This is a genomic window from Phreatobacter sp. GW821-FHT04C01 (assembly GCF_059420385.1).
The window spans coordinates 68861-94061 of record NZ_JBWKTP010000004.1 but is presented as its reverse complement, the minus strand read 5'-3'; the positions used below and the strand labels follow the sequence as shown (position 1 = coordinate 94061).

General features: G+C 62.6%; 14 protein-coding genes. 11 read left to right on the top strand and 3 right to left on the bottom strand.

Going from position 1 to position 25201, the window contains the following annotated elements; genetic code table 11:
• The first annotated feature begins 55 nt into the window (after positions 1-55).
• The 3 genes from AC07WJ_RS16400 to AC07WJ_RS16390 all read left to right on the top strand — a co-directional run bounded on the left by AC07WJ_RS16400 (position 56) and on the right by AC07WJ_RS16390 (position 4384).
• Positions 56-1375, top strand: a complete 1320-nt coding sequence (locus tag AC07WJ_RS16400; protein ID WP_494935683.1) for a UDP-glucose dehydrogenase family protein — start codon at positions 56-58, stop codon at positions 1373-1375.
• A 22-nt stretch (positions 1376-1397) separates the two neighbouring features.
• A complete protein-coding gene (locus AC07WJ_RS16395; RefSeq protein WP_494935682.1) occupies positions 1398-2489 on the top strand; it encodes an NAD-dependent epimerase in 1092 nt (363 codons plus the stop codon).
• Between the two features lie 212 nt (positions 2490-2701).
• Positions 2702-4384 carry an acyltransferase family protein gene (locus AC07WJ_RS16390; RefSeq protein WP_494935681.1) on the top strand — a complete coding sequence of 561 codons (1683 nt, stop codon included), beginning with the start codon at positions 2702-2704 and terminating at the stop codon, positions 4382-4384.
• Positions 4385-4452: 68 nt separating this feature from the next.
• Here the strand turns inward: AC07WJ_RS16390 and asnB (AC07WJ_RS16385) are convergent, their stop codons facing one another.
• The 3 genes from asnB (AC07WJ_RS16385) to AC07WJ_RS16375 all read right to left on the bottom strand — a co-directional run bounded on the left by asnB (AC07WJ_RS16385) (position 4453) and on the right by AC07WJ_RS16375 (position 11821).
• Complete coding sequence (gene asnB / locus AC07WJ_RS16385) at positions 4453-6414, bottom strand: asparagine synthase (glutamine-hydrolyzing) (RefSeq protein ID WP_494935680.1); 1962 nt, start codon at positions 6412-6414, stop codon at positions 4453-4455.
• 22 nt (positions 6415-6436) lie between these two features.
• Entirely contained in the window at positions 6437-10120 is a 3684-nt protein-coding gene (locus AC07WJ_RS16380) for a methyltransferase domain-containing protein (RefSeq protein WP_494935679.1), read from the bottom strand.
• 69 nt (positions 10121-10189) lie between these two features.
• Positions 10190-11821, bottom strand: coding sequence for a glycosyltransferase (locus tag AC07WJ_RS16375; protein WP_494935678.1), 1632 nt, complete (start codon positions 11819-11821; stop codon positions 10190-10192).
• A gap of 109 nt (positions 11822-11930) precedes the next feature.
• Here AC07WJ_RS16375 and asnB (AC07WJ_RS16370) point away from each other — a divergent pair, with 109 nt between their 5' ends.
• The 8 genes from asnB (AC07WJ_RS16370) to AC07WJ_RS16335 all read left to right on the top strand — a co-directional run bounded on the left by asnB (AC07WJ_RS16370) (position 11931) and on the right by AC07WJ_RS16335 (position 25135).
• Positions 11931-13886, top strand: a complete 1956-nt coding sequence (asnB, locus tag AC07WJ_RS16370) for an asparagine synthase (glutamine-hydrolyzing) (protein ID WP_494935677.1) — start codon at positions 11931-11933, stop codon at positions 13884-13886.
• A 243-nt stretch (positions 13887-14129) separates the two neighbouring features.
• Positions 14130-15242 (top strand): non-hydrolyzing UDP-N-acetylglucosamine 2-epimerase, encoded by a 1113-nt coding sequence (gene wecB, locus AC07WJ_RS16365; protein WP_494935676.1) that lies wholly within the window; start codon positions 14130-14132, stop codon positions 15240-15242.
• A complete protein-coding gene (gene wecC, locus AC07WJ_RS16360; RefSeq protein ID WP_494935675.1) occupies positions 15239-16507 on the top strand; it encodes a UDP-N-acetyl-D-mannosamine dehydrogenase in 1269 nt (422 codons plus the stop codon). Before wecB ends, wecC begins: the two co-directional genes overlap by 4 nt.
• 11 nt (positions 16508-16518) lie before the next feature.
• Positions 16519-19155, top strand: a complete 2637-nt coding sequence (locus AC07WJ_RS16355) for a bi-domain-containing oxidoreductase (protein WP_494935674.1) — start codon at positions 16519-16521, stop codon at positions 19153-19155.
• Positions 19148-21385, top strand: a complete 2238-nt coding sequence (locus AC07WJ_RS16350) for a glycosyltransferase (RefSeq protein ID WP_494935673.1) — start codon at positions 19148-19150, stop codon at positions 21383-21385. The genes AC07WJ_RS16355 and AC07WJ_RS16350 overlap by 8 nt, the downstream gene beginning before the upstream one ends.
• A gap of 69 nt (positions 21386-21454) precedes the next feature.
• Positions 21455-22273, top strand: coding sequence for a class I SAM-dependent methyltransferase (locus AC07WJ_RS16345; protein WP_494935672.1), 819 nt, complete (start codon positions 21455-21457; stop codon positions 22271-22273).
• A 28-nt stretch (positions 22274-22301) separates the two neighbouring features.
• A complete protein-coding gene (locus AC07WJ_RS16340; protein WP_494935671.1) occupies positions 22302-24332 on the top strand; it encodes a heparinase II/III family protein in 2031 nt (676 codons plus the stop codon).
• Positions 24332-25135, top strand: coding sequence for an ABC transporter permease (locus tag AC07WJ_RS16335; RefSeq protein ID WP_494935670.1), 804 nt, complete (start codon positions 24332-24334; stop codon positions 25133-25135). The genes AC07WJ_RS16340 and AC07WJ_RS16335 overlap by 1 nt, the downstream gene beginning before the upstream one ends.
• The last annotated feature ends 66 nt before the right edge of the window (positions 25136-25201 follow it).

The window sequence follows — 25201 nt, the reverse complement described above, 5'->3', positions numbered from 1 at the left end:
AGCGTGACATCCCGCCTGCCTTGGCCGGCGACGGGAAACAGGCAAGGTCAACTCCATGCGCGTTGCGATGGTCGGGGCGGGATATGTAGGCCTCGTTTCGGGGGCCTGTTTCGCCGACTTCGGCCACAAGGTCTGCTGCGTCGACAAGGAACCGGCCAGGATCGAGGCGTTGGAGCGCGGCGAGATCCCGATCTACGAACCGGGCCTCGAGGACCTCGTGGCGACCAACATGCGTCAAGGTCGCCTGTCGTTCACGACCAACCTTGCCCGTGCGGTGCGCGACGCCGAAGCCGTGTTCATCGCCGTCGGCACGCCGTCCCGGCGTGGCGATGGTCATGCCGACCTCTCCTACGTATTTCAGGCGGCGCGCGAGATCGCCGCCGTCATCGAAGGCTACACAGTGGTGGTGACCAAATCGACGGTGCCGGTAGGCACTGGCGACGCGGTGGAGCGGATCATCCGTGAAACGCGGCCCGAAGCCGACTTCGCCGTGGTGTCCAACCCCGAGTTCCTGCGCGAGGGCGCGGCCATTGCCGACTTCAAGCGGCCGGACCGGATCGTGATCGGCACCGACGACGAGCGCGCGAAGGCCGTGATGGGCGGGCTCTACCGGCCGCTCTATCTGAACGAGGCGCCGATCCTGGTCACCTCGCGCCGCACGGCGGAACTGACCAAGTATGCCGCCAACGCCTTTCTCGCCACCAAGATCTCGTTCATCAACGAGATGGCCGATCTTTGCGAGGCCGTGGGCGCCAATGTGCAAGAGGTGGCGCGCGGGATCGGGCTCGACAACCGCATCGGCGCGAAATTCCTCCATGCCGGCCCCGGCTATGGCGGCTCGTGCTTTCCCAAGGACACGGTGGCCCTGATCAAGACGGCGCAGGACGCCGGTACCCCGACCCGTATCATCGAGACGGTGGTGGCGGTGAACGATCAGCGCAAGCGCGCCATGGGACGTAAGGTGATTGCTGCCTGCGGCGGCCAGGTGCGTGGCAAAACCATCGCGGTGCTCGGCCTCACCTTCAAGCCAAACACCGACGACATGCGCGAGGCGCCCTCGATCGGCATCATCACCGCGCTGCAGGACGCCGGCGCCCGCGTGCGCGCCTATGATCCCGAAGGCATGACCCCGGCGCGTCGCGTCCTCGACGATGTCGATTATGCCGACGACCCCTATTCCTGCGCCGAGGGCGCCGACGCCCTGGTCATCGTGACGGAGTGGGATGCCTTCCGCGCGCTGGAGCTGGAGCGGCTCGGCCGGCTCATGAAGCATCCTGTCCTGATCGACCTGCGCAACATATACCACCCGGAGGAGGCGACCCGCCACGGCTTCACCTATGCCGGCGTCGGCCGTCCCAACTTGAAACCGCGTTGACGACGCGCTGGAGCACGCGACAATGATGACCGAACCGAGCGCCCCCTCGGCGCCTGAGTCCCCCAATCTTTCAGGGCGGCGCATTCTGGTCACTGGCGCGGCCGGCTTCATTGGCTTTCATGTCGCGCAGCGCCTGCTCGGGTGTGGAGCGGAACTTTTCGGGCTGGACAATCTCAACGACTATTACGATCCGGCATTGAAAGAGGCGAGGCTTGCCATTCTCGCGGCCGCGGACCGCTTCGCTTTTCGACGGATAGACATTGCCGATGGGTCGGAGGTCATGCGCGCGCTCGCGGAATTTCGTCCCTCGGTCGTCGTCCATCTCGCCGCGCAGGCGGGCGTACGCTATTCCCTCGACAATCCCTCCGTCTACGTCTCCTCGAACATGGCGGGCTTCCTGAACATTCTGGAGGCCTGCCGCCGCCATCCCGTCCAGCACCTGATCTATGCCTCTTCGAGCTCCGTCTACGGAACGAACGCCAAGGTGCCTTTTTCCGAACACGATGCGGCAGATCACCCGGTTTCACTCTATGCCGCAACGAAGCGCGCCAATGAACTCATGGCGCATTCCTATGCCCACCTCTTTGGCCTACCTTCGACCGGCCTGCGCTTCTTCACGGTCTATGGCCCCTGGGGCCGCCCCGACATGGCCTATTTCAAGTTCACCGAGGCCATTGCCCGCGGCCAACCAATCGACCTCTACAACGAAGGCCGGATGGAGCGCGATTTCACCTATGTCGACGACGTGACAGAGGCGATCGCCGCACTCATCAACCGACCGCCGACGCCCGCCCCCCTGTTCGATTCGGCTCACCCCGACCCTGCCACGGCAGCGTCGCCACACCGCATCTACAATATCGGCAACAGCGCGCCTGTGACGCTGGAGCACTTCATTTCCGCCATCGAGGCCGCTCTGGGCACGAGGGCCAGGCGCCGCCTTCTGCCCATGCAGCCCGGCGACGTACCGCGCACCTTTGCCGACAGCTCTGATCTTTCAGCTGCCGTGGGCTTCGCGCCGCGGACCTCGATCGAGGTCGGGATCGCTCGCTTCGTGACCTGGTACCGAGCCTACACGGGGCCAGCAAATGACGGGAAGGTATCCGTGCCGACTTGAGGAGCCCGCCTGGCAGCACGCTCGGCGCATGAAGGCGTACGGCCGCGACGCGGACACTCTCTTTGGCAGCATGTCGGACAGCGCTGGGCCCAACTCCCGGAGATCGCCGCGAATGGTTCTGCGCATCGTGCAGCTATCACGCTCGCAACCGCGAACCCTTTCGAGAAGGCGGCGGCTTTGAAGACGGACGTGATTTACCGATGGGAGAGCGAGTGCTAACCGCACGCATCGCGATGCTCAACCGAGAGGCAGTGCCTGTGCAAATCGATCACAGGAATAACTTTGATCTGATCCGACTTTTCGCGGCCTTTCAGGTCCTCGTCATGCATTGCATGGAGCACCTGAAGCTGCCAGCGCTTCCCTATTGGCCGACGGTTTTCCTGTCCGCATTCCCGGGCGTGCCTATACTCTTCGTGATTTCGGGACTTCTCGTCACCTTTTCTTACCTCAGGTCCCGTGACGCCGTTGATTTCGCGACCCGCCGCGCGCTGCGCCTATACCCCGGACTCTGGGGCCACTACATCGTCATATTCGCACTTTTGATTGCGGCGGAGGCTCTGCCGCTCCGAAACATACTCACATTGGACTTCGCAGGCTGGACCATTGCGGCATTTCTGCTCGGTTCGGATTTCTATGGCTTCCGCCTGGCAGGCTCGCCCTTCCAGTTTGAGGGAAGCCTCTATTCAGGCTTTCCCTCCGGGATCCTCTGGACGATCTCGGCCGGGTTAGGCTTCTATGTCCTGGCGCCCGTCGTTCTGTTCGCAGCGCGGCGCTCCCGACTGTTCACCAATGGCCTCATCCTCACCTGGTCGATAGGCTCATTGACGATCGCCCATGTCGCGTCAGACGCAGCCAGGGTCTTACCCGCGGGGACCAAGGGATTGCTTCTTGCATTACCCGTCCAGCACTTATGGATCTTTCTCATTGGAGCCTTCATCTCTGTCAACTGGGATCGCTTTCAGTTCATCCTTGCGGGAAAAGCCTGGATCTGGGTTCCACTTTACATGGCATCGGCGGCTTTTGATGCTGAATTGCGTAGCGCCTGGCCCCTCGACACGCAAACTCCCGACGCGATTGTCGTGGTCCGAATGATCCTTCTTGGGCTCGCCACGACATCCGCGGCGTTCACACTTCGGGGTTGCGCGAAGATCTTGCGCGGACGCGATCTATCCTTTGGAATATATCTCTATCACATGCCGATCGTGTTCACATTTGTCGGCTTTGGCCTGATCGGATCAGCTTGGCTTTACGTCTTCGTCGCCCTTTTGGCCGGTGCGGCAGCATTGATCTCGTGGACCTACGTCGAACAACCAGCAATCCAACGGAAACGTGAGGCCACAGCTTGGATGCGCTCTGCGCTCGACTGGTTGCCCTGGTTGCCGAGGCTATCGAGGTCATTCCCGCGAGCGAGCGCTGCGGGCGCCTTCGCCTCTTTTGCCGCCGGCGCGCTGCTGGTCGTGCATATCTGGACCTCCGCCGAAAGCCACCGCCTGGCAGGTCTCGACTTGGAGCGGCCAATTTTCACGCTGAACGCGACCAACTGGCAGGCGACACCGGGGGTCGGCGCCTCAACCACACCATCTGGTCTCACAATTGAGACTGACGGGTCAACCTTCGGATACCAGATCCAGACGAACCTTGTTGAGGTCACGCGTGGGCGAGATTATGCGGTCGACTTCAGCGTCAGAGCCGAACGCGGCAAGCTCGGCATCGGTGTACTCAACGGAGAGACGGGGCAATGGGCAACCGTTGTCCAGGATGCAGCCTCGACAAACAGGCTGCGGTTCACCGCTCCTTCCAATCGAGTGCAACTGATTCTGTTCAACGACAATCAACCGCCGATCACCGGTGGGCGCGGACTTGTCGCGGCTCTCACAATATCAGCGCTTCGGTGATCTCGTCCCCCCGAGCATTTGCCGCGCGCAAACAAGGGGGGCGGGTTGAGGCGCCTCCCCTCCAAGCTTCAGGCAGCTGTAGCCGACCGGTCGATCCAGCGTTCATGCCAAAACACCGCGTTCATCAGCGTCCACATGTGAAAGCCCCAGTTCACACGGCCCTCGACCTGCCCGCGGAGAAGATCGCGCGCAAAGCCGCCGTCGATGAAGCCCTCTGTGACGATAGGCGAGCGCTCGAAGGCATCAAGGCAGGCCATGCCGAATTCCGGTTCCATGAACCACTTGTCCATTGGCGCACCGAAGCCCTGTTTGCGCCGGTATAGCAGGTCATGATCGACGTAGGGCTCAGCCACTTTCTTCAGGATCTTCTTCCCGATGCCGTCGGCGAGTTTGTAAGAGGGCGGAAGTCGCCGGGCGAATTCGATCACCTCATGGTCGAGGAAGGGAACGCGGGCCTCGACCGAGTGCGCCATGGTCATCTTATCGACGCGCATGAGAAGATGCTCGGGAATACGCTGCTTCATCTCCATATAGGGAATCTTCTGCAGGATCTCAGGATCGACGAGGTTGCCAGCAAGCGGCCCCAGATATTCGTTGACCACGGCATGGCTATCGAGAAGGCGCAGACTAGGCGGCATCAGCCCCTCGATCGGGCAGTGGACGTCATCCTGAAACGGGCCTGTATCCGGGGTAAGTTGCTCGCGTAGCCCGCCCCACCAACAAACCGCACCGCCCCAGAACAATTCCTGACCGGCTCGCGCGCGCCTGGTGATGTCGCGATCTTCCTGGCCATCGAACAAGCCGAAGCGCCGACCGCGACGGGCCGGCGCATAGACCTTGTTGTACTTATCGAGATAGTGCTGACACCACCAATAGCCGAGGAAGTTCTCGTCGGCCCCCTCCCCCACCTGCACCACCGTCGTCCCCGACTGGCGCACCAGCCGGGAGAGGAAATAGAGCGGGATGCAGACGTTGTCGGCGATCGGCTCGTCCTGCAATTCGACCAGGGTCGGCAGGAATTTCAAGGCTTCCTTCGAATCGATGCGAGTCTCGTGATGGTCGGTGCCGTAGCGCTCCGACAGCTTTTTGGCGAAATGGAACTCGTTGAATTCCTCGTGCGTGTCGTATCCGACGGTAAAGGTGGTTACCGGCCGGTCCATCAATTCGCTCATCAAGGCGACGTTGAGGCTCGAATCAACACCACCCGACAGCAGCACGCCGAATGGGACGTCGGAGACCATCCGCCGCTTGATGGATTTCTTCATCTCGCCGAGGAGCGCCGTGCAGGCATCGTCGTAGGAAAGGTCCCGCTCCGACAACGTGTCCTTGGCGCCAGGCGCGCAATCCCAGTAGCGACGCGCGCGCGCTTGCCCGTTCCGATCGATCGTAACGGTAAAGCCCGCCGGTAGCTTGAAAATGCCTTTGAATAGAGTGAGTGGCGCCGGAGCGACGATGAAGGTGAGATAGTGCCAGAAGGCGACGCGATCCATCTCGCGCGGCACGTCAGGATGGGTCAGAAGCGCGCGGATTTCCGAGGCGAACATCCACTCGCCGCGCGTGCTGCGCGTCACATAGAGCGGCTTCACGCCCGCCCTGTCGCGGATCAGATGCAGCACCGGATCGTCTGGCCTGCGTGCATCATAGATGGCGATGGCGAAATCGCCGTTCAGACGATTGACGAAGGACAGCCCCCATTGCTGATAAGCGTTGAGGACGACTTCGGTATCGGAATGATCGGTCTTCCAGATGTGGCCGCCAATGGCTTCCAGATCCTTGCGGATATCGGCATGGTTATAAATCTCGCCGTTGAAGACGAGCGCGACGGTCCCGGCCGGATTGAGCATCGGCTGATTGGCGGCAGCCGACAAGTCGATGATCGACAAGCGGCGATGCCCGAACGCGCAACGCCCACGATCTTCACGCCACTGATCGGCGCCATCCGGTCCGCGGTGTGCCATCCGATCGCGCATGGCAGCGATGATTTTGTCGTCGGACACAGGCGCGCCCGTCGGCTTGTAGACCCCAACCAATCCGCACATCTTTGATTTGCCCTTACGATTCTATTCTAGGTTCCGCGCCCTGAGCCGTCTGATCATCCCCACCCTGGGCTCGGGCCTTGCCGCCAACCATGGGCTTGCGTGCGATCGCCATGATCAATTCGCGGCGCTCCGGATCCGCCTCCATCGCCTCGAGGCGGACGAGATCGTCGCCCGAGACGACGCCGAGGTTGTAGAGCGAATAATTGAACAGCTCCAGCTGAACCTCGGTGTAGCCGATGCGCTCCATCATCCAGCGCACCTCCGGGGGCGTGTATTCGCGGTGGTGGCCCTCGAAAGGGATGTCGGTTTCGAACTGCTGAGCAAGCGGCGCAAACACCGACTGGCCGCCGCTGAGCTTCAGCCGCTGATATTCATAAGCGAGATTGGGCGTGTCGAGGACAAGCCAGCCGCCGGGTTTCAGCACGTTGTCGATGGCCTCGAGCAGATGGCGCGGCGTGTGGGCGATATGCTCGATGACTCCCATGCAGCACACCGCGTCGAAACTCGCCGGCTCCAGCCTGGAGAGATCAAAGCCAATATCGGCGAAGTCGAGCACCTCGATGCCGCTCGCGAGCATCATATCGATATGCGAGGCGAAGGCGGAACCGTATTCGCGGTAAGAATCGATCCCCGTGACTGACCAGCCCGCACGCGCCAGAAGAACCGAGAAATTTCCGAAGTAAGCTCCGAGATCGAGTACGCGGCCCGTGACCCCGCGGCGCTTGAGATGGGCGGCGGCCCGCACGAAACGCAACTCGCTCAAGCGCAAATAGACCGACCAGTCGAACCCCCTGAGCGACGGCGACTTGCGTGCCAGAGGGTCGAGATCACATTTCGCATTCAGACCAAGGATTTCTTCTGTGGTTCTCTCCGCGATCCTGGCGATGCGTGAGTCAATGGCATAGGTCTCGGCCCGGAAATCCAGCTTGCGTGACCTGCCGGTCGATGACGATGGGTTGAGGGGTCGTTCCACCTCCCAAAGCGATGTGCGCTGGTTGCAGGACGGGAAAGAGCCCGTTGCCCCCATGGCCGCCATCACGCAGGTCTCGTGGCGGACAACGACAAGCCCCACCATCAGCATGGCGCTGAGAATGGAATCGATATCCGCCTTCCAGTGATGGCTCACGTTGCGATAGTCGGGCCCGAGATAATCGAGCGGCAGCACCAAGAATGCCCGCCCTCCAGGCTTCAGCACTCGCCGCATCTCGCCCAGCGCCATGACCGGATCGACGGCATGTTCGATGACATTGTCGGCGATGACGGTGTCGAATATGGCGCCGGGAAGCGGTAGAGAATGGATATCACCAACAAGAGGTACCCCGCCGAGCTCGCGGATGGCTTCGCCTTGGGCCAGGGTCAGGTCGATCCCGACATAGCGTGACGTTCGGTCGATGAAATGCCTGGCTAGCACACCATAACCGCTGCCGATTTCCAGTGTTTCGCCGAGATCCTCCGGAAACCAGGCCGCGAGGCGCAACGAATCGACAGAGGCGTCGCGCCGGCCGGTTGAGAGATAGGCGTGTTCACCGATTTGCAGGGCCAGGTTTCGTCGGAACGAGGACCGGTTCTCATCCTCATTCGCCGCGGCGGGAACGAGCGACCCGATATCGACCGCCGTCGCGCCCAGCAGGGTGCCGATATCCGTCGCGAGCGACAGGCGCGAGAGCGGATCTGCGACTTCAACCGCGGCATCGAAGACATGCGCCTGAACGAAATCGCCAGGCACCGGCTGCCAATTGTAGACGACAAAAGCCTCCCATTGCCCCGCGGCCCAAGACGACTGCGCCGCTACGCCCTGGCGGAACCGCCCTTCTGCATCGCGTCTTGTGACGGCACGCAAGCGGGTTGCGAGGCCCAATGCCCAACCGTCGAAAGACCTCGTCGGCCGATCCACCGCAAGGACGCTCTCCTTCCGGGCGATGCAGGAGAGTCCGTTGAAAGCCGGCGATGGCAGCCGACTATCAAAACTCATCGGCCAGTAGATGGATTTGTCGTCATAGGCTGCAAAGGCGCCGCCGAACAAATCGCGCGTGGTCGCAGTCAGGTCGAGGACTGCGCCCGACCGCCGCGCCAACGCGATCACATCGGGCGAACGGGCGACCGGCAGCGGATCGCGAACCCACTGAAGGGCCAACTCTGATGACAGGTCGGCAAAGGCTTTCTTGAGTGCGTCCAACAACGGGTCGAATGCCGTCGGATGATCGAGCGCGAATTTCGGGAACGTCACGCCGTAATAGGCGAAACTGCCGCCGTGGAAACTAGTCAGCGCCGCGCGCGTCTGGGCGGCCCAGGTTGCAACATCCTCCACATCGCTCGGGTCGGGCAGATGGATGACTGGTACCAGGGCGGCGCGTATCGCCGCGGCGACGGATGTCGTCGCCACCTTGTTCGCGTTGGCCACAGCCTGGACGGCCTGAGGCGACCAGTGAAGGATAGGAAGAAGCTCCTCGCGCCGCCGCACTCCCGAGACGACGAGAAGGGTCGACTCGCCATCCTGAACGCGTAAAACTCGGTCGGGCCGTCCGAGCAGGCCAAAGATCTGCGCCGCCTCTTCATCATTGATCGAGTCGGCGTCCGCGGCCGCCGCCAGCCACAGCAGCCGCTGCCCGGCCTGTATGTGAGCGCGATCGGCAAGGAAGGCGGAGATGGCCTCCGACGCGGCCACGGACGGTGACAGGGCGTTGCGATCGTCTCGCAGCTTCACCAGCCCCTGTTCGGCCCAGACGAGCAGGCCGGCTTCCGTGACCAGCCGTAGGATCTGCGGATCGTTGTCGCGCGCCTCACTCCAGAAATCGAGGTCCAGCCAATTGGACTCGTGGCCCGCGGCACGGCCCGCGACCGCGATCGAAGGCTGGGCAAACGCGCGCTCGAGGTGACGCAACCCGGCCGAAGTCTTGGCGCCCATGGCCGCAAGAGCTTCCATTCGCTGGGCCTGCTCCGCCAGAGCCCCCGCATGTTGCGCCTGCCCGAGCTCCGCCTCGCGCAACCGCCCGATGATCTCCTGGAGCAGCGTCATCGACACATCGTGCCGTGTCGACGCATCGGCCTCGACGCGCGCGGCCGTGTCGCGCACGACGCCGACGAGGCCCGCAAGGTTGACGGCATCCAGCCGTGCAACCGCACTTCCCAGCTCGCCGAGCTGGCTGACCGAAGCCATTTCCACGCGGTCCATGCGCTCCGCAAGCGCCTGCAGAGCGACGCGCAGCACGTCGAATCGTTGACTGGAATCCTGTTCACGACGGGAGTTTCCATCCCGGACCGTGGCGATGAGTTCGACGACGTCCTTGGCTTTGAAAGCCGTGAGAGCTTCGACCCGCTGGATCTGCTCGGCTTGGGCTCCAGCGTGTTGTGCTTGCCCGACCTCGATCCGACCGAGCCGCCCGGCGACCTCGTCGAGCCGCTTCATCGACACATCGGATCGCGCCGACGCATCTGCCTCGATGCGCGCCGCGGTATCACGCACCGTGCCGACAAGGCCCGCGAGGTTGGCCGACTCTATCCGCGCAATTCCACTCGTGAGATCGCCCAGTCCGCGGACCGAAGCGGTCTCCACGCGATCCATACGCTCGGCAAGCGCCTCCACAGCGACGCGCAGCACGTCGAATCGCTGACTGGCATCCTGCTCACAACGCCCCAGCCCATCCCGGACTGCGGCGATGAGTTCGACGATGTCTTGGGCTTTGAAATCGGCAGGCAACGACGGCATCCTGTATCGCTGGACCTGAGGTGTCTAGGAGCTTCCCCGGCTGTGGTCTAGCGTTTCCGCTCAGAATGGTTCGACCGTATGTATCGGCGCGATTCGCGTTTCAGCCGGCCGGCCGAGGGCCCGCACCCGGTCGTACTCGCACAGCATCTGCACCGTGCGCGCCTCGTGAGAATCCCGCGTGACCGCGACCGCTCTCGCCGCCCCCCCCAGTTTGCCGCGTACTGCCGGGTCGCCGAGCAGGAACGCGAGAGCATCGGCGAGCGCTTCGGCATCGCCGGGCCGGGTCAAAATCCCGGTTTCGCCATGCGCGATCAGATCGGTAACCTGACCGATCGCCGAGGCGACCACGGCGCGGCCTGCCGCGAGATATTCGAAAATCTTGGTCGGCGACCCGAAAAAGGCGCTTCCGTCAGGATTTTGCACCGTCGGTGCGACGGCGATGTCGAAGCAGGCGATATAGTTCGGACCTTGCTCCTGGGGCACAAGGCCGGTGAGGACCACCGAGCCAGCGAGCCCGAGTTCACTGATCAATGCGCGCATTGCCGGCATTCGCACCCCATCGCCGACGAGAAACAGAATTGTGTCGGAGCGTCGAGCCGGGCTGCTGCCGAGGAGCCGCGCAAAGGCCTCGATCAGTACGTCGACACCGTGCCAAGGTCCGAACGTGCCAATGAACCCGATCACCTGCTTGCCCTCAAGGCCGTAGCGGCGGCGAAGTTCGCGTCCATCGATGTCTGGGCGGTACAGCGCAACATCGACAGCGTTGGGTACGACCGCTACCCGCTCCGGGGGCACGCCGAGGGCAACAAGGTCGTCCCTCAGCACCGAACTGACCGCGACGACCAGGTCGGCGCCATCGAGCGCCAGTTTCTCGGCAGCCGCCGCCCGTTCGCGCTCAGCGAGGGGACGTCCCCAATGTTCCGCAACCCAGACCTCCGGACCATTATACTCCAGTACCAGGCCGACGCCCCAATGTCGCGCCAACCATAGCCCGGCAAAAGAGTACAGACCGTGCCGCTGATAGACGAAGCGCGGCCTTGGCCAGATCCAGGCCGCAACGACCTGATCACGGCAGTCGACGTTGAATTCGAGGTGCTGCCAATCGGCGATTGGCCAGGACCGGGATCGTGGCGCAAGCAAAACGACCGGAACGTCGTCGGGGACGGTCGGTATTGTCTCGACTGTCGCGAGGACAGGCCTCATGCCGGCGTCGGCAAGTCCCTTTACCACCCCGGCGATATGGCCGACCGAACCGCCAGCCTTCAGGCCGTACCACAGATCGGCCCGGAGATAGAGTGGCGGCCCCTCACCTTCCGTCGGGCGCCCGGAGCGACGGCGGAGCGACGCCATCACTCGGTCAATGCGATGACGGACAAGGGGCCAAAGGAGGGCATCGCGCATCGTCCGGGCCGCCATAGCGACAACACGCGGCCAAGTGAGCTCCTGGCGCTCGCCTGAACGATCGACGATGGCGCATGAACCACGAGCAAGCAGGCGCGCCGCCAGGACCGGCTTGAATGAGAGGAGTGCCCGCCCGCTTTCCACGCGCAATTGTACATCGTCATAGCGGCGCACCGAGGCGAGAAAGTTCCGCCGTTGAAAGGCTCGGCGAATGGCTTCGGCGTCGAGAACGTCGCACCCGGCCTCGGAGTCGGGCGTCCCCATCTGTAGATTGATGACTGCGCGCCCCACGAGTCCCTCTTCGTTGCAATAGTGAATGGGTTCGTATACCCCCCGAAGTCAAATAGGCAATCGAACGGTCGCCGTTGCGATGGCGAGTGACCGAGGGTCATCGTCAAGCATGTGCGGTATCGCCGGCATCATTACGAGCTCAACTCAGCAGGTGCCGCTCGACGCGGTGGACCGAATGACGACGGCGCTCGCCCATCGCGGCCCCGATGGGGCGGGCCTGTGGCTCTCTTCGCGCAACAATGTGGGCTTCGGCCACAGGCGCCTTGCGATTGTCGACCTGGATGTCTCCGCGGCTCAGCCCATGGCCAACGAAGACGGCGCTATCCACGTCGTCTTCAACGGCGAAATCTACAATCATCGCGCACTTCGCGGAATGCTGCAGGCGGCAGGCCACCGCTTTTCGACCGCTTCGAGCGACACCGAAGTGCTTGTCCATGGTTATGAGGAATGGGGCATCGACGGTCTCACCGAACGGTTGGACGGCATCTACAGCTTCGCCCTCCACGACGCCGCAAGGGGCACGACGCTCCTTGTGCGCGATCCCGTCGGGATCAAGCCACTCTATCTGGCCTGGCATGACGGCAGTCTGCTCTTCGCTTCTGAAATCCGCGGCATCCTCGCTCATCCCCAGATGCCGGCCAGGCCCGCCTTCGCGCATCTGGCCGACTATCTCACTTTCATGGCGGTGCCGGCCCCCAATACCCTGGTGGAGGGGGTTTTCAAGATTCCTGCCGGACATCGGCTCGAGGTCGATGGCGATCTGAACTGCGACCTTCGTCGCTATTGGCGCGCGACCGGATCCAGGACGCCGGTCCCGAAGGACCGTGCCGACCTGGTCGGCGCGCTTCGGGCTCACGTGGAACGCGCGGTGGCGAATCAGATGATCGCCGATGTGCCGGTCGGCGTGCTGCTGTCCGGCGGCATCGATTCGAGTGCGCTCTTGTCAATTGCGACGCGTCAGCGCGGCGCCGGCATCAGTGCCTACTCTGTCGGCTTCACCGACGATGCCGATCTCGACGAGACCGAGGCCGCAGCCGCTGTCGCCGCGGCATTCGGTGCCAAGCATACGATCTTACGTCTGACCCCGGACGCGGCGATCGCGTCCATTGATGCAATGGTAGACTCGATCGACGAACCACTCGCCGACTGGGTTTGCCTGCCGCTTCATGCGCTGGCCCGGCAGGTCGCTGCCGACGGCACCAAGGTGGTGCTGGTCGGCGAAGGCGCCGACGAGCAACTTGCCGGCTACCAGCACTGGCGTACCTATCTTGGCCCGATAGCCTCGCGGTTCCGCCTGGCGCGGGCGCTGGCGCCGGTCTCCCGAATCATCGCGCGTCTGCCCTCGAACGATCTGCGTTTTCTGACGCGCGCGGATTTCCTGCGCCGGGCTGGCTCGGGCGGTGAACCGTTCTGGGGGGGGGCCATCCTCTGCTGGCCAAAAGTTCGCGACCGAATCCTGCTTCAGCCGCGCAGCGGTGCGGCGCTCCCGCGCTGGCGGATCGAGGGCCAATTGCCCGAGGCGCGCGGTTTGCCACTGGCACCGGACGAACTGGTCGCCCGGTGGTGTGGTGACATCGATCGCGACATCGGCACGGACGGCCAGTTGGCCCGGATGATCGGGATGGAGTTCCTGCATCGTCTGCCAGAACTCCTGCTCATGCGGGTCGACAAGATGACCATGGCCCACGGGGTCGAAGCACGCGTGCCCTTCCTCGATCGGGACCTCATCGCGTTCTCCATGGCAATCCCGGCAAAGGCCAAGCTCGAGGGCGCCACCACCAAGGCGCTGCTGCGCGAGGCAATGGCCGGTCTGATTCCGGAATCGATCCGTGGGGCCCCCAAGAAAGGCTTCGGCGCTCCAGTCGACCGCTGGCTCAGAGGCGCTTTCGCATCGATGGCGCGAGAGAGCATCGAGCATGGCCCGCTTGCGGACCATCTGGACCGCTCTATCGTCTCTCGCCTGTTCGCAGAGCACAACGAGAACCGACGGAATCACGCAGGCGTCATTTGGGCGCTTTACATCGCATCTCGCTGGCTTCGGCGCACCTTCGAGAAAGCTTCATGAGTTCGATCGGCGAGGCCATTCGGCAGCATATATACCGACTTGCCACGCCCGCCGGGAGGGCCGTGTCCGAAGGACACGGCCCGTTTCTACAGTCAACGACTGTGCTATGGCCTTTTCAATAGTCGCCGGGATCGGCACTTGTCGCGACAGGAGCCCCCTTTGCGCCTCGATACTGCCCGCTGCCCTTGAATTCCGAACACGTTACCAATATTAGGCATCGTAACAGGGTCCGTGAGATTTTGAATGAACATTCTCTCGATTTTCGGGACACGTCCGGAAGCAATAAAGATGGCGCCCGTAGTCCAGGCCCTGCAACGCGATGCACGATTCTCCTCACGGGTATGTGTCACCGGCCAGCATCGGCAAATGTTGAATGATGTTCTGGCGGTCTTTTCGCTTGCTACCGATTATGACTTGAGCCTGATGAAGGAAAATCAGACGCTCGCCGACATCGTTGCTGGCACCATTGCGGGTCTCGACCCCATCCTGGTGGATTTCAAACCTGACTATGTGCTTGTCCAAGGCGACACAGCTTCCGCGATGGCCGCGTCGCTGGCCAGCTTCTTCCGAAATGTCAAAGTTGGACATGTCGAGGCCGGCCTGCGCACCGGCAACCTCTACAGTCCGTGGCCAGAAGAAGCGAACCGACGGCTGACCTCCGTGGTTGCCAGCAAGCACTTCGCGCCAACCCAGCGTGCGGTCGACGCGCTCGTCGCCGAGCGTGTTCCGCGCGGATCGATCTTACTGACTGGCAATACGGTGATCGACGCACTGAGTTACATGGTCAAGGAGGTTTCGAGCGCGGGACAGCTGCGAGACGATCTCGACAATGAGTTCGCGTGGCTCAATCCACACCGCCGCTTGATCCTGGTCACCGGCCATCGGCGCGAGAGTTTCGGTGAGGGTTTTCAAGGCATCTGTCGCGCACTCGCGGATATCGCACGTCGTCGCGACGTTGAGATCGTCTATCCCGTTCACCTGAACCCGAATGTCCGCGAGCCTGTGTATTCGATCCTAAAGGGGATTGACAACGTTCATCTCATCGCGCCGCTCGACTATCGGCGCTTCGTCTATTTGATGCACAGGTGCACATTCATCTTGACAGACTCGGGCGGCATCCAAGAAGAGGCCCCGGCAATCCGGAAGCCAGTCCTTGTCATGCGCGACACGAGCGAGCGCATGGAGGCGATAGAAGCCAATGTCGCGCGCCTTGTCACGACCGACCAACATTCGATCGTGGCCAATGTCCACGAACTTCTTGATGATGCCAACGTCTTCTCAGCCATGTCGAGTGGCGCCTCGCCTTTCGGCGACGGGCGTGCTGCCGAACGAATTATCGAGGATCTCATTGCATGACTGCGGGGTTCAAACGCGTTTCCGTCATCGGTCTTGGTTATGTGGGGCTGCCAACCGCGGCCACCCTCGCCTCCCGAGGATTGTCCGTAGTCGGCGTTGACATCAAGTCGGAAGTCGTCGACCGCATCAACGAGGGGCGAGCCCATTTCGTCGAGCCGGACCTCGATATCGTGCTTCAGGCTGTGGTGCAGTCAAAGCATCTGATCGCCGTGACCGAGCCGGAGCCGGCCGATGCCTTTCTGATCGCGGTGCCAACTCCGACCGACGCCGACCACCGGCCGGACATGACCGCGGTCGAATCTGCGATCAGAAAAATCGCTCCGGTGCTCAAGTCTGGCGACCTGATCATCATCGAGTCCACTTCCCCGGTTGGGACCACAGCGCGTGCTGCCGAGATTCTCAAGGCAGCGCGGCCGGATCTCACCAATCCGCTCGAAGCGCCGGAGGCTTCGGACCTGATGCTCGCCTATTGCCCCGAGCGAATTCTACCAGGGCACACGCTGCGCGAGCTGATCGACAATGCCCGTATTATCGGTGGTCAGGACAAGCGCAGTACAGAGCGCGCGAAGGAGCTCTACGGCTTCTTCGCGAAGGGAGAGATCATCGTCGCAACAGCCCGTGAGGCCGAACTGGCAAAGCTGACGGAGAATGCCTATCGGGACGTCAACATTGCCTTTGCCAACGAAATGTCGTTGGTCTGCGATAGCCTCGGTATCAACGTCTGGAATATCATCGGGATGGCCAACCGGCATCCGCGTGTGAACATCCTGGAGCCCGGTGCAGGCGTAGGTGGCCACTGCATCCCCATCGACCCGTGGTTCATTCATCACGCCGTGCCGGACCAAACGCCGCTGATCCGAACCGCCCGCGAGGTCAACAAACACAAGACGCGTCACGTGACCGAGCGGATCGCGACGCGGGCCGCACGCTTCCGCGAGCCGATAATCGCATTGCTCGGCCTGGCCTACAAGCCGGACGTGGACGACCTGAGGGAGAGCCCCGCCGTTGAGATTGCCGTCGAACTGGCCATGCGCAATTCCTCGAGAATACTCGTTGTCGAGCCGCATGTGAGCCAACTGCCGCACGCACTTGCCAGCAGCTCCAATCTTGAACTCACGGAATTGAACGAGGCGCTCAGCAGGGCTGACGTCGTCGGGGTCCTGGTCGGCCATGCCGCGTTCAAGGCGATCGACCCGGCGCTCCTTGTCGAGAAGTCCGTGGTTGACGCGATCGGGCTCTTCGGCCGCCCCTCCCGGGACAGATAGCAGGTAAGGCCATGCGACAGATTCTTTTCAGCGGTGGGCAGGCCACCGTCGCTCGCGTGCCGCGCCCCGCGGTCATTCCGGGGCATTTGCTCGTCAGGGTGCGTTATTCGCTCGTCAGCACCGGAACCGAAACCGCCTCGCTTCGGCCGCTTCAGGCCGGCACGGCGGGCACGACCACAGCAGAGCGGGTTTCGGACATTTCGAGCCGCGCCCAGGTCTATCTGTCGAAGGCGGTTCGCGATCCCCGCAAGGCTGCGACCAAGCTGAAGGACCTCGTTTCGGTCGCGATCCGTCGCAGTTTGCCCGAGACGCGCGTTCCCACGGGTCCCAGTATCGAGATCGGCAACCTTACCTGGCGCTCCGACGGCATGGGCCAAGTCTCGAACGCCGACGGCGTCACGACTATCGTCACCGACGATTCGGAATCGGCCTATCAGGCGTCCGCGGCACCAATCGCGGTCGAGCGAGGTTATGCCCTCGTGCTCAACGTCAAGGGTAAGATCGAGAAGGGCGCCATTGTCATCGGCATGCTCAATCACGATCGGAGCAGCTGGCTCGGCCATTATCGCCTTGAAGCCGGCGAACTCGACGAGACCCTGCATTTCGATCCGGCCGGCTCCCCGGACGTGACCGTAATGATCACCAATGCCGGAACGAAGGCCATAAACGCGGTCAAGATTGCAAGCGCGACCGTGACGTTGGTGCCTCCCGACGGCTCCGGCCTCCCCATCTCAGAAATGACGCAGATCGGCTGGAATGTCGGCTATTCGGTCGCCGGCGAGGTTGTCGCGGCCGGCGACGGGGTTACCGGCTTCGCAGTTGGGGATCAAGTCGCCTGTTGTGGGGCAGGCATTGCCAACCATGCCGACTATGTATTGGCTCCGGTCAATCTCGTCTGCCACGTGCCGGCCGATTGTCCCCTTGATTTGGCCGCCACCGCCACGGTGGGGTCGATTGCGCTGCAGGGCGTTAGGCGCACACAGCCCCAGCTTGGAGAGGTCGTCGGCGTCGTCGGCCTGGGCCTGCTCGGCATGATCACCGTGCAGCTTCTGCGCGCGAGCGGCGCCAAAGTCATCGGCATCGACCTGGACCACCAGCGGGCCGAGCGCGCTGCCAGCCTGGGTGCTTATGCGACCACGACCGACCCGCAGCATTTCCTGAAGCTCATCCGTAATGCCACGGGCGGCCACGGCGCAGACCAGACGATCATCACCGCCGCCTCCAAGTCGAATGCGCTGATCAACCTGGCCATGGAGACTACGCGCCGCAAGGGCCGCGTCGTCATCGTCGGCGACATTGGCCTCAAGGCCGAGCGGGCCGCCTTCTACCAGAAGGAAATCGACCTGCTGATGAGCACGTCCTACGGGCCGGGACGGTATGATCCCGAATACGAGCAGCGTGGCCGCGACTACCCGATCAGCTATGTCCGCTGGACGATGAACCGCAACATGCAGGCTTATCTCGATGCGATCGCCATCAAGTCGATCGACATCCGAGCCTTGGTCGACCGCGTCGCGACGGTCGATCAAGCGAACGAACTCTACCGCGATCTCGTCGACAGCAAGCAGTCGCCGCCACTTGCTGTTCTCTTCGCCTACCCGGATGACACGAGCGAGCTACCCGATCCGCCGGATTCGCCGATCATCCAGTTGCGCGGTCACCGCAAGCCCCAGCCGGACCGCGTCAACTACGCCCTTGTCGGCGCCGGTGGCTTCGGCACCGCGATGCTGGTGCCGCAAATGGAGCGGCGCAAGGACCGGTACTTCCTGCGCGCCGTCGTCAGCCGCGACGCGGTCCGTGGCGGCAATTTCGCGCGGAGCAAGAATGTCGAACTGCTCGCGTCGGACATCGAGACCGTGCTTGCACGTGACGATATCCACCTCGTTGTCCTCTCGACCCGGCACAACGAACACGCACACCAAGTGGTCCGAGCGCTGGAGGCTGGAAAGCATGTCTTCGTCGAGAAACCGCTAGCTCTGACCTGGGACGAGCTGGATCGGGTGCGCCAAGCCTATGAGGCCAATGGCGGCAAGAACCTTCTCATGGTCGGCTTCAACCGGCGTTTCTCGCCAGCCGTTCAAGCCGTCTTGGACGACCTGAAGCGTCGCAACACGCCGCTGGTCGTCAACTATCGCCTGAATGCCGGCTACCTTGCCGCCAGCCACTGGACCCAGGGACCGGAAGGCGGCGGCCGCAATATCGGCGAAGCATGCCACATGTACGACGTATTCCGCGCGCTGGCCGGCGCGCCTGTCCGCGACATCACGGCAACCGCAATCGACCCGCGCGGAACCTCGTACTTCCGCAACGACAATTTCACCGTCACGATCCGTTACGAAGACGGAAGCATCGGGAATCTCGTTTATTCAGCCATGGGCCCCAAGGAGGGCATGCCCAAGGAGCGGATCGAGATCCTCTGTGACGGCGAGGGCTACATAATCGACGATTTCAAGTCCGCGGTTCGCTGCAGCGACGGCGCGACCCTTTGGCAAGGAGCGCTAGACAAGGGCCATTTCGAGCAGTTGTCTCGCCTCGGCGACGCCCTCGCAAGCGGCGGACCAGCACCGATCAGTTTCGAGGAGATCTGTGAGACCTCCGCGGTGGCGATCCACGTGGAAGACTCTCTCTGCGGGCGAATCCATGACTAGCGCCAGCTATCTTGTCGTCAACGACAGCCTCAGCGCTATCGGCCATATCTACGACGCTTCGCTTCCGGCGATGACGGAACGGCATCACTTCGAGATGCCAGTCGTCAATTTCAAAGCGACCTCATCCGTCGCAGCCGAAGGTTTGAAGGGCGATTCGGACGGCGTCATCGTCATTCTCAATCAAGGACTGCCAAACCGCGAGCAATATGGTCTGATCAGACGCTGGGTGGGAGGCGGCCGCCGGACCTTGTTGTTCTGGCCAGCCGAGAACGCGCTGGAGGTCATCGATCAGGAGCGGCTGGCGTCACTGCGCCGACATCGTCTCGCTCTTTTGTTCGGCTACCGGCTGAAGGCTTGGCTCGAACGGCGCAACCGTCGTCGGGCCGGCGCGTCGAGCGCAGCCGCCGGCTCCGCATCGTCGGTCGTCGCGACCGCCGGCGCCGATGCTACCGTTGTGCTGGAGACGGTCGCCCTGATCGGCCGCGAGGCCGAAAGCCTTGACATCCATCTGCGCGGCGTTGCAACCGGGCTCCGTCAGAGTGTCGGAGGCCATGCTGATCAGATCGAAGGGCAGATCGCGAGCATGGCGTCCCAGTTGGAGGCTGCCAAGGCACCGTCGGCCACCGAAGGCTTGGGCGCGGATGCGCGCCCCATTGCGCTCGTGCTCCAGTCTCTCGAAGAGATGAAGTCGACGGTTCAAGGCATCCGTGACGCCGGGACCCACGTCGCCGGACATATCGAGGACGGCCTGCCGCTTCTCGAGAGGGTCAGACAGCAATCGACCGCCGCGCACCAGGACATCGGCCGCCTTGCCACGTCCACGATCATCGCGGGGCCGCCGATCATGCCCGGCCCCCACGGCGCCGACGAGCTTCCGGCCGTTTCGGCCTTTTTGCGGAACATCGCCGAAGATCCGCGCCCCGTGCCCTTCGAGCTTGCCGCTCCGCCGAACGAAACGACCCGTCTGCCCGGTACGGGCCTCTACCTGCGCCTCGATTTCTGGGCGCCGCTGACTTCCGGTGGCAGCTACGGCCACACTTGCTACCAAGCCAAGGCGCTTTCAAAGTCCACGCAGGACTTCGTCTGCGTGATGGCCAACCACTATGAGATGCTCGACGATCTCGGTGTTCGACAGATCACCGTCGCGGCAAGCGACACCACCGGCGTCGAGGCCAATATTCTCGGCATGAACCGACACTATGCGGAACGGCTTGGTGTCTGCTTCGACATCATGCGCCCGTCATTCATCTTCGAACGTTGCGTCCTCGGCAACGCTGTCGGCGCCTGGGCGAGCCGGCGCTTCGGCATCCCCTATTTCGTCGAGTACAACGGCTCCGAGATCTCGATGAAGCGTAGCTTCGCGGGCGCCGGCTACGAGCACGAGGACCTGTTGCTCCTGGCGGAGGATGCGGCCTTCCGCCAGGCGACCCTGATCTCGGTCGTCTCCGATCATGTCGCCGCCGATGTCGCGCGCCGCGGCATTCCCGAGGAGCGCATTCTGGTCAATCCGAATGCGGTCGATCTCGAAGCCTACCGTCCTGCCGAAGCCGCCGAGCGCCGGCTATTGCGGGCGAGCCTCGGGCTATCGGAAAGTCACTGCGTCGTCGGCTTCATCGGTACGTTCGGCGGATGGCACGGTATCGACGTGCTGGCGGAATCGCTGCAGCCGATCCTCGCCAGCGATCCATCGATCCGCTTTCTGCTGATCGGCGACGGCAATCTCAAGGGCTTGGTGACCGATGCCATCGCGCGGAACGGTCTCGGCGACCGGGTGGTTGATGTCGGGCGCGTTCCGCAAGCGCGGGGTGCGCAACTCCTAAAGGCTTGCGACATCCTCGTCTCCCCACATTCGAGCAACATGATCGACAGCCCATTCTTCGGTTCGCCGACCAAGCTGTTCGAGTACATGGCGATGGGGGTTGGCATCGTCGCCAGCGATCTCGAGCAGATCGCCCATGTCCTCTCCCCAGGGATCCGCCCGGCCGAGCTGGCAACCGGAGCCGTCGCGGTGACCGACCAACGGGCCGTGCTGTGTCAGCCGGGCAACGTTTCGGAATTCGTCGATGGCGTTCTCGTCCTGGTGCGTGACCGCGCCGCCGCGGCGGCGCTTGGAAGGAATGCTCGACTTGCCGCGGAGAGCCACTATACCTGGGACCAGCACGCACGGAACCTCTGGCTCCGCTTGGCCAAGCTGCCCCAAGAAGGCTATGCGATCGATCGGCTGAAGTGACGACGCCTGGCGCGAGGCCCATGACGGCTGCGCAACCGAAATCTTCTGGCTAGCGAAAGGCTTTTTGACATGGCGACAGCTCTCGCGACAGGTGACTATTACAAGGACGAGGTCCAGCGCCAGTGGGATCGGGATGCCTGTGGTTCCCACTATGTCAAGGAAGCGCAAGCCGGCACCCTCGAGTGGTATTTGGAAGCCGAACGCTATCGTTATGGTTCCTACGGGCCTTGGATGCCGGAACTCATGGAGTTTGCTAGGCATCGCGGCCACAAGGTCCTCGAGGTTGGCGGCGGCATGGGCACCGACCACGCCCAGTTCGCCAAAAACGGCGCCGTCACCACTGATCTCGACCTGTCCGCCGGGCACCTGGAGCACGCTAGGCGCAATTTCGCGCTACGCGGGTTGGACGGGGAATTCCGTCACGGGGATGCCGAGAACATGCCGTTCGAGGACAACAGCTTCGATGTCGTCTATTCGAACGGCGTGATCCACCACACCCCCAATACGGCGCGGGTCGTCGACGAGATGTATCGCGTCGTGAAGCCTGGCGGCAAAGCGATCATCATGGTCTACGCCGAGAACTCGCTGCACTACTGGCGCAACCTGTTCTATTCGATCGGCGTGGAACAGGGGCGGATCGCGCGGGTTTCTATGGGCGACATCATGTCCGATAGTGTCGAGATCTCGGAACACGGAAGCAAGCCGCTGGTTAAGGTCTATACCAAGGCGCGGCTCCACAAGCTGTTCGGGCGGTTCGAAAACCGTACCATCTTCCAGCGCCAAATGGTCCCGGAGGAGCGGCCGCCGATTCTCCGCCGCGTACCCGTTTCAGTGCTTGAGCGCCTGATGGGCTGGAACCTGATCATCAAGGCGAACAAGCCGCGTTGAGCCTAGAAAAATGCCCCGGAGCCTCATCGTGACTGGATTCGTCGATCGGCTGCGCGCCTACCTGCTGCTTGGGTACAAGCGCACGCACCGCAAGGTCCGCAACCGCTTCTTCGTTCCCACGGAAGATTTCCCGCAGGACGCCCGAAAGGCTGGCCTCACCCCCAAGGCCTTCCTGCAGCAGCGCCGGAGCAAACCGCGGCTCTATGTCGAGAATGCGCTCAACCATCTGGCAGCGCTCGCCGAGAACTGCCCCGATCAGGCGCGGCAGACGGTAGCCGACGCCGAACGGATCCTGACGCACGAATTCGACCTGTTGGGCAGCGGTCCGTACTTCCCCGTCGACCCGGAGCGCACAGCGCGCGCCACTGGCTATCGGCCGATCGACTGGTATCTCGATCCGGTTCGCAAGCTGCGCTTCCCGGTGGGCGTGCCGTTCAAGGACTGGAAGCTCTATGAGATGCGTCCAGCCGATGCCGACGTGAAATACCCGTGGGAGCTGAGCCGCTCGCAGCATTTCTTCACGCTCGGCCAAGCTTGGCAGATCACGCGCGATCCGCGCTTCGCTCGGGAACTTTTCGACGAGATCGCCGATTTCCTGGAGGCCAATCCGGTTGGCTTCGGAATCAACTGGACCTGCACCATGGACGTCGCCATCCGTGCCGCGAACTGGTCCATCGGCTTGGCGTTGACCTTGGATGCCGATGGCGTCGACGACGAAGAACGGCTCGACGCCTATGCTGGCCTCTTCGACCATGGCCGCTTCATCTACGAGAACCTCGAAAATACCTACGAGGTCACCAGCAACCACTTCCTGAGCAATGTCATAGGCCTTCACTTCATCGCGGCCGATCTTGCCGATTTGCCACAGCCCAAGCTCTGGGATGACTTCTGCCGGAAGTCGCTGGAGCGCGAAATAGTCGTGCAGATTCACGACGAGGGTACGGACTTCGAGTCTGCGGTGCCCTATCACCGTCTGGTCACCGAGCTGTTCCTCGCGTCTGCCCGTCTTGCCCAGTTTCAAGGCCGAGCCCTTTCTGACAACTATCACGCGCGGCTCGCCCGCATGGTCGACTTCGTCGCCGGCGTCCAGCGTCCCGACGGTCTTATGCCGGTCATTGGCGACAATGACGACGGCCGCTTTCACATCGCCAGCAGATATGGCAACTGGAACCGACAGGACGCCCGCCACCTCTTCGCGCCCGCGGCCGAAACGCTGGGTCGGACGGACTGGCTCGAGCTTGCGGGCAACGACGGTCGCTGGGAAGCGGCCTGGTGGGGCTTCAATCCCTCGACCATACTTATCGGCAACGGCACCGCGCCGGACATTCGCACGCTCTATCCAGAGCTTGGCGTCGCGGTGACGCGCACCGCTGGCCACTATCTGGCCATCACCAACGGCGCGGTCGGAACCAAGGGCTTCGGCAACCACAAGCACAATGAACTGCTGGGCTTCGAATATCACGTCGCCGGCGCACCGCTGATAGTCGACGCCGGGAGTTTCGTCTACACGTCCGATTTCGCTGCCAGGAACCTGTTTCGCTCGACGGCCTACCACAATACTGTCGGCATCGCCGGCACGGAGCAGAACGAGACCAATCCCGAATGGATCTTCCGGCTGTTCGAGAGCGCCCATCCGGTTCACGAGCGCTTCGAGGAGGTGGACGGCGTTGTGACCTATCTCGGCAGCCACACCGGCTATCGGCGCATCGATGCCAAGGCGACGCATAGGCGCCGCTTCACCTATCGGCGGGCGACTGGCGACCTCCGCCTCGACGACGAGATTTCCGGCGAGGGCGTGCACCAGCTCGTCTGGCATTTTCATGCCGCCCCGGGCGTCGAGGTTTCGGCAACGGAAGACGGTATCCTGCTCGTGAACGGTTCAGTCCGCGTCCGGCTGTCCGTGCCGGCGGGCCTGGAAGCCGAAATCCTCGACGCATGGTATTCGCCTTCGTATGGCGTGCGGCTCAGGTGTCAGGCCATCGAGTTCAAAGCGACCGCGACCCTCGATGGCCGCCCCTGGCGCTTTGCGTTCGAACCGTTCGAGACGAGCCTGTCCTGATGCGGGATCTGGCCTCCGTCTCACTCCTCTCCACCTTGTTCGCTCACCAGCGCGTTCTACGCGCAATGACCCGGCTCGAGCTTCAGAAGAAATATGCTGGTTCGCTCCTCGGATATAGCTGGATCGTCCTGCATCCCCTCCTGTTTCTCGGCGCTTATGTCATCGTCTTCATGGTGATCTTCCGAGTCACTCTGCCGGGCATGACCAACTTGGGCTATGTTGCCTATGTCTTTTCCGGCCTCATTCCATTCCTCACACTGATGGAGGTGGTCACCGCGGCGCCGGTCGCGATCAGGCAAAACATGCATCTGATCAAGAACGTCATCGTTCCCGTTGAAATCATTCCCTTGCGTGTGGTTGCGGGCGCCATCGTCGTGCAACTCGTCGGACTGGCCCTGCTTCTCGTGATCCTGCTCCTGGACGAGGGGCTCAGTTGGAAGATATTGCTCCTTCCGGTGGTCATGGTGTTCATGACGCTGTTCCTGGCCGGCCTCGCCCTGATGCTCGCCCCCATCGGAATGATTGTGCCTGACCTCGGACATGCGATCGGCATCGCGATGAACCTGCTGATGTTCGTGTCTCCCATCGCATTCCGCATCGACATGGTGCCGCGGTTGGTGCGCTTCATCGTCGACTACAATCCCGTCACCTATGCGGTGGAGGCCTATCGAGGCGTGTTGATCGCCAGCTATGATCCGAGCCCGCTGCGGCTCATCATCTTCGCTGCGCTGTCGCTCGGCCTGTTTGTCATCGGCTGTCGCATCGCGAGGCGCTTCAACTCCACGATTGTCGACTATGAATAGCATCGCGATCCGCGCGCAACGGCTGACGAAAAGCTACAAGCTCTACGAGGCCCCCAAGTATCGCCT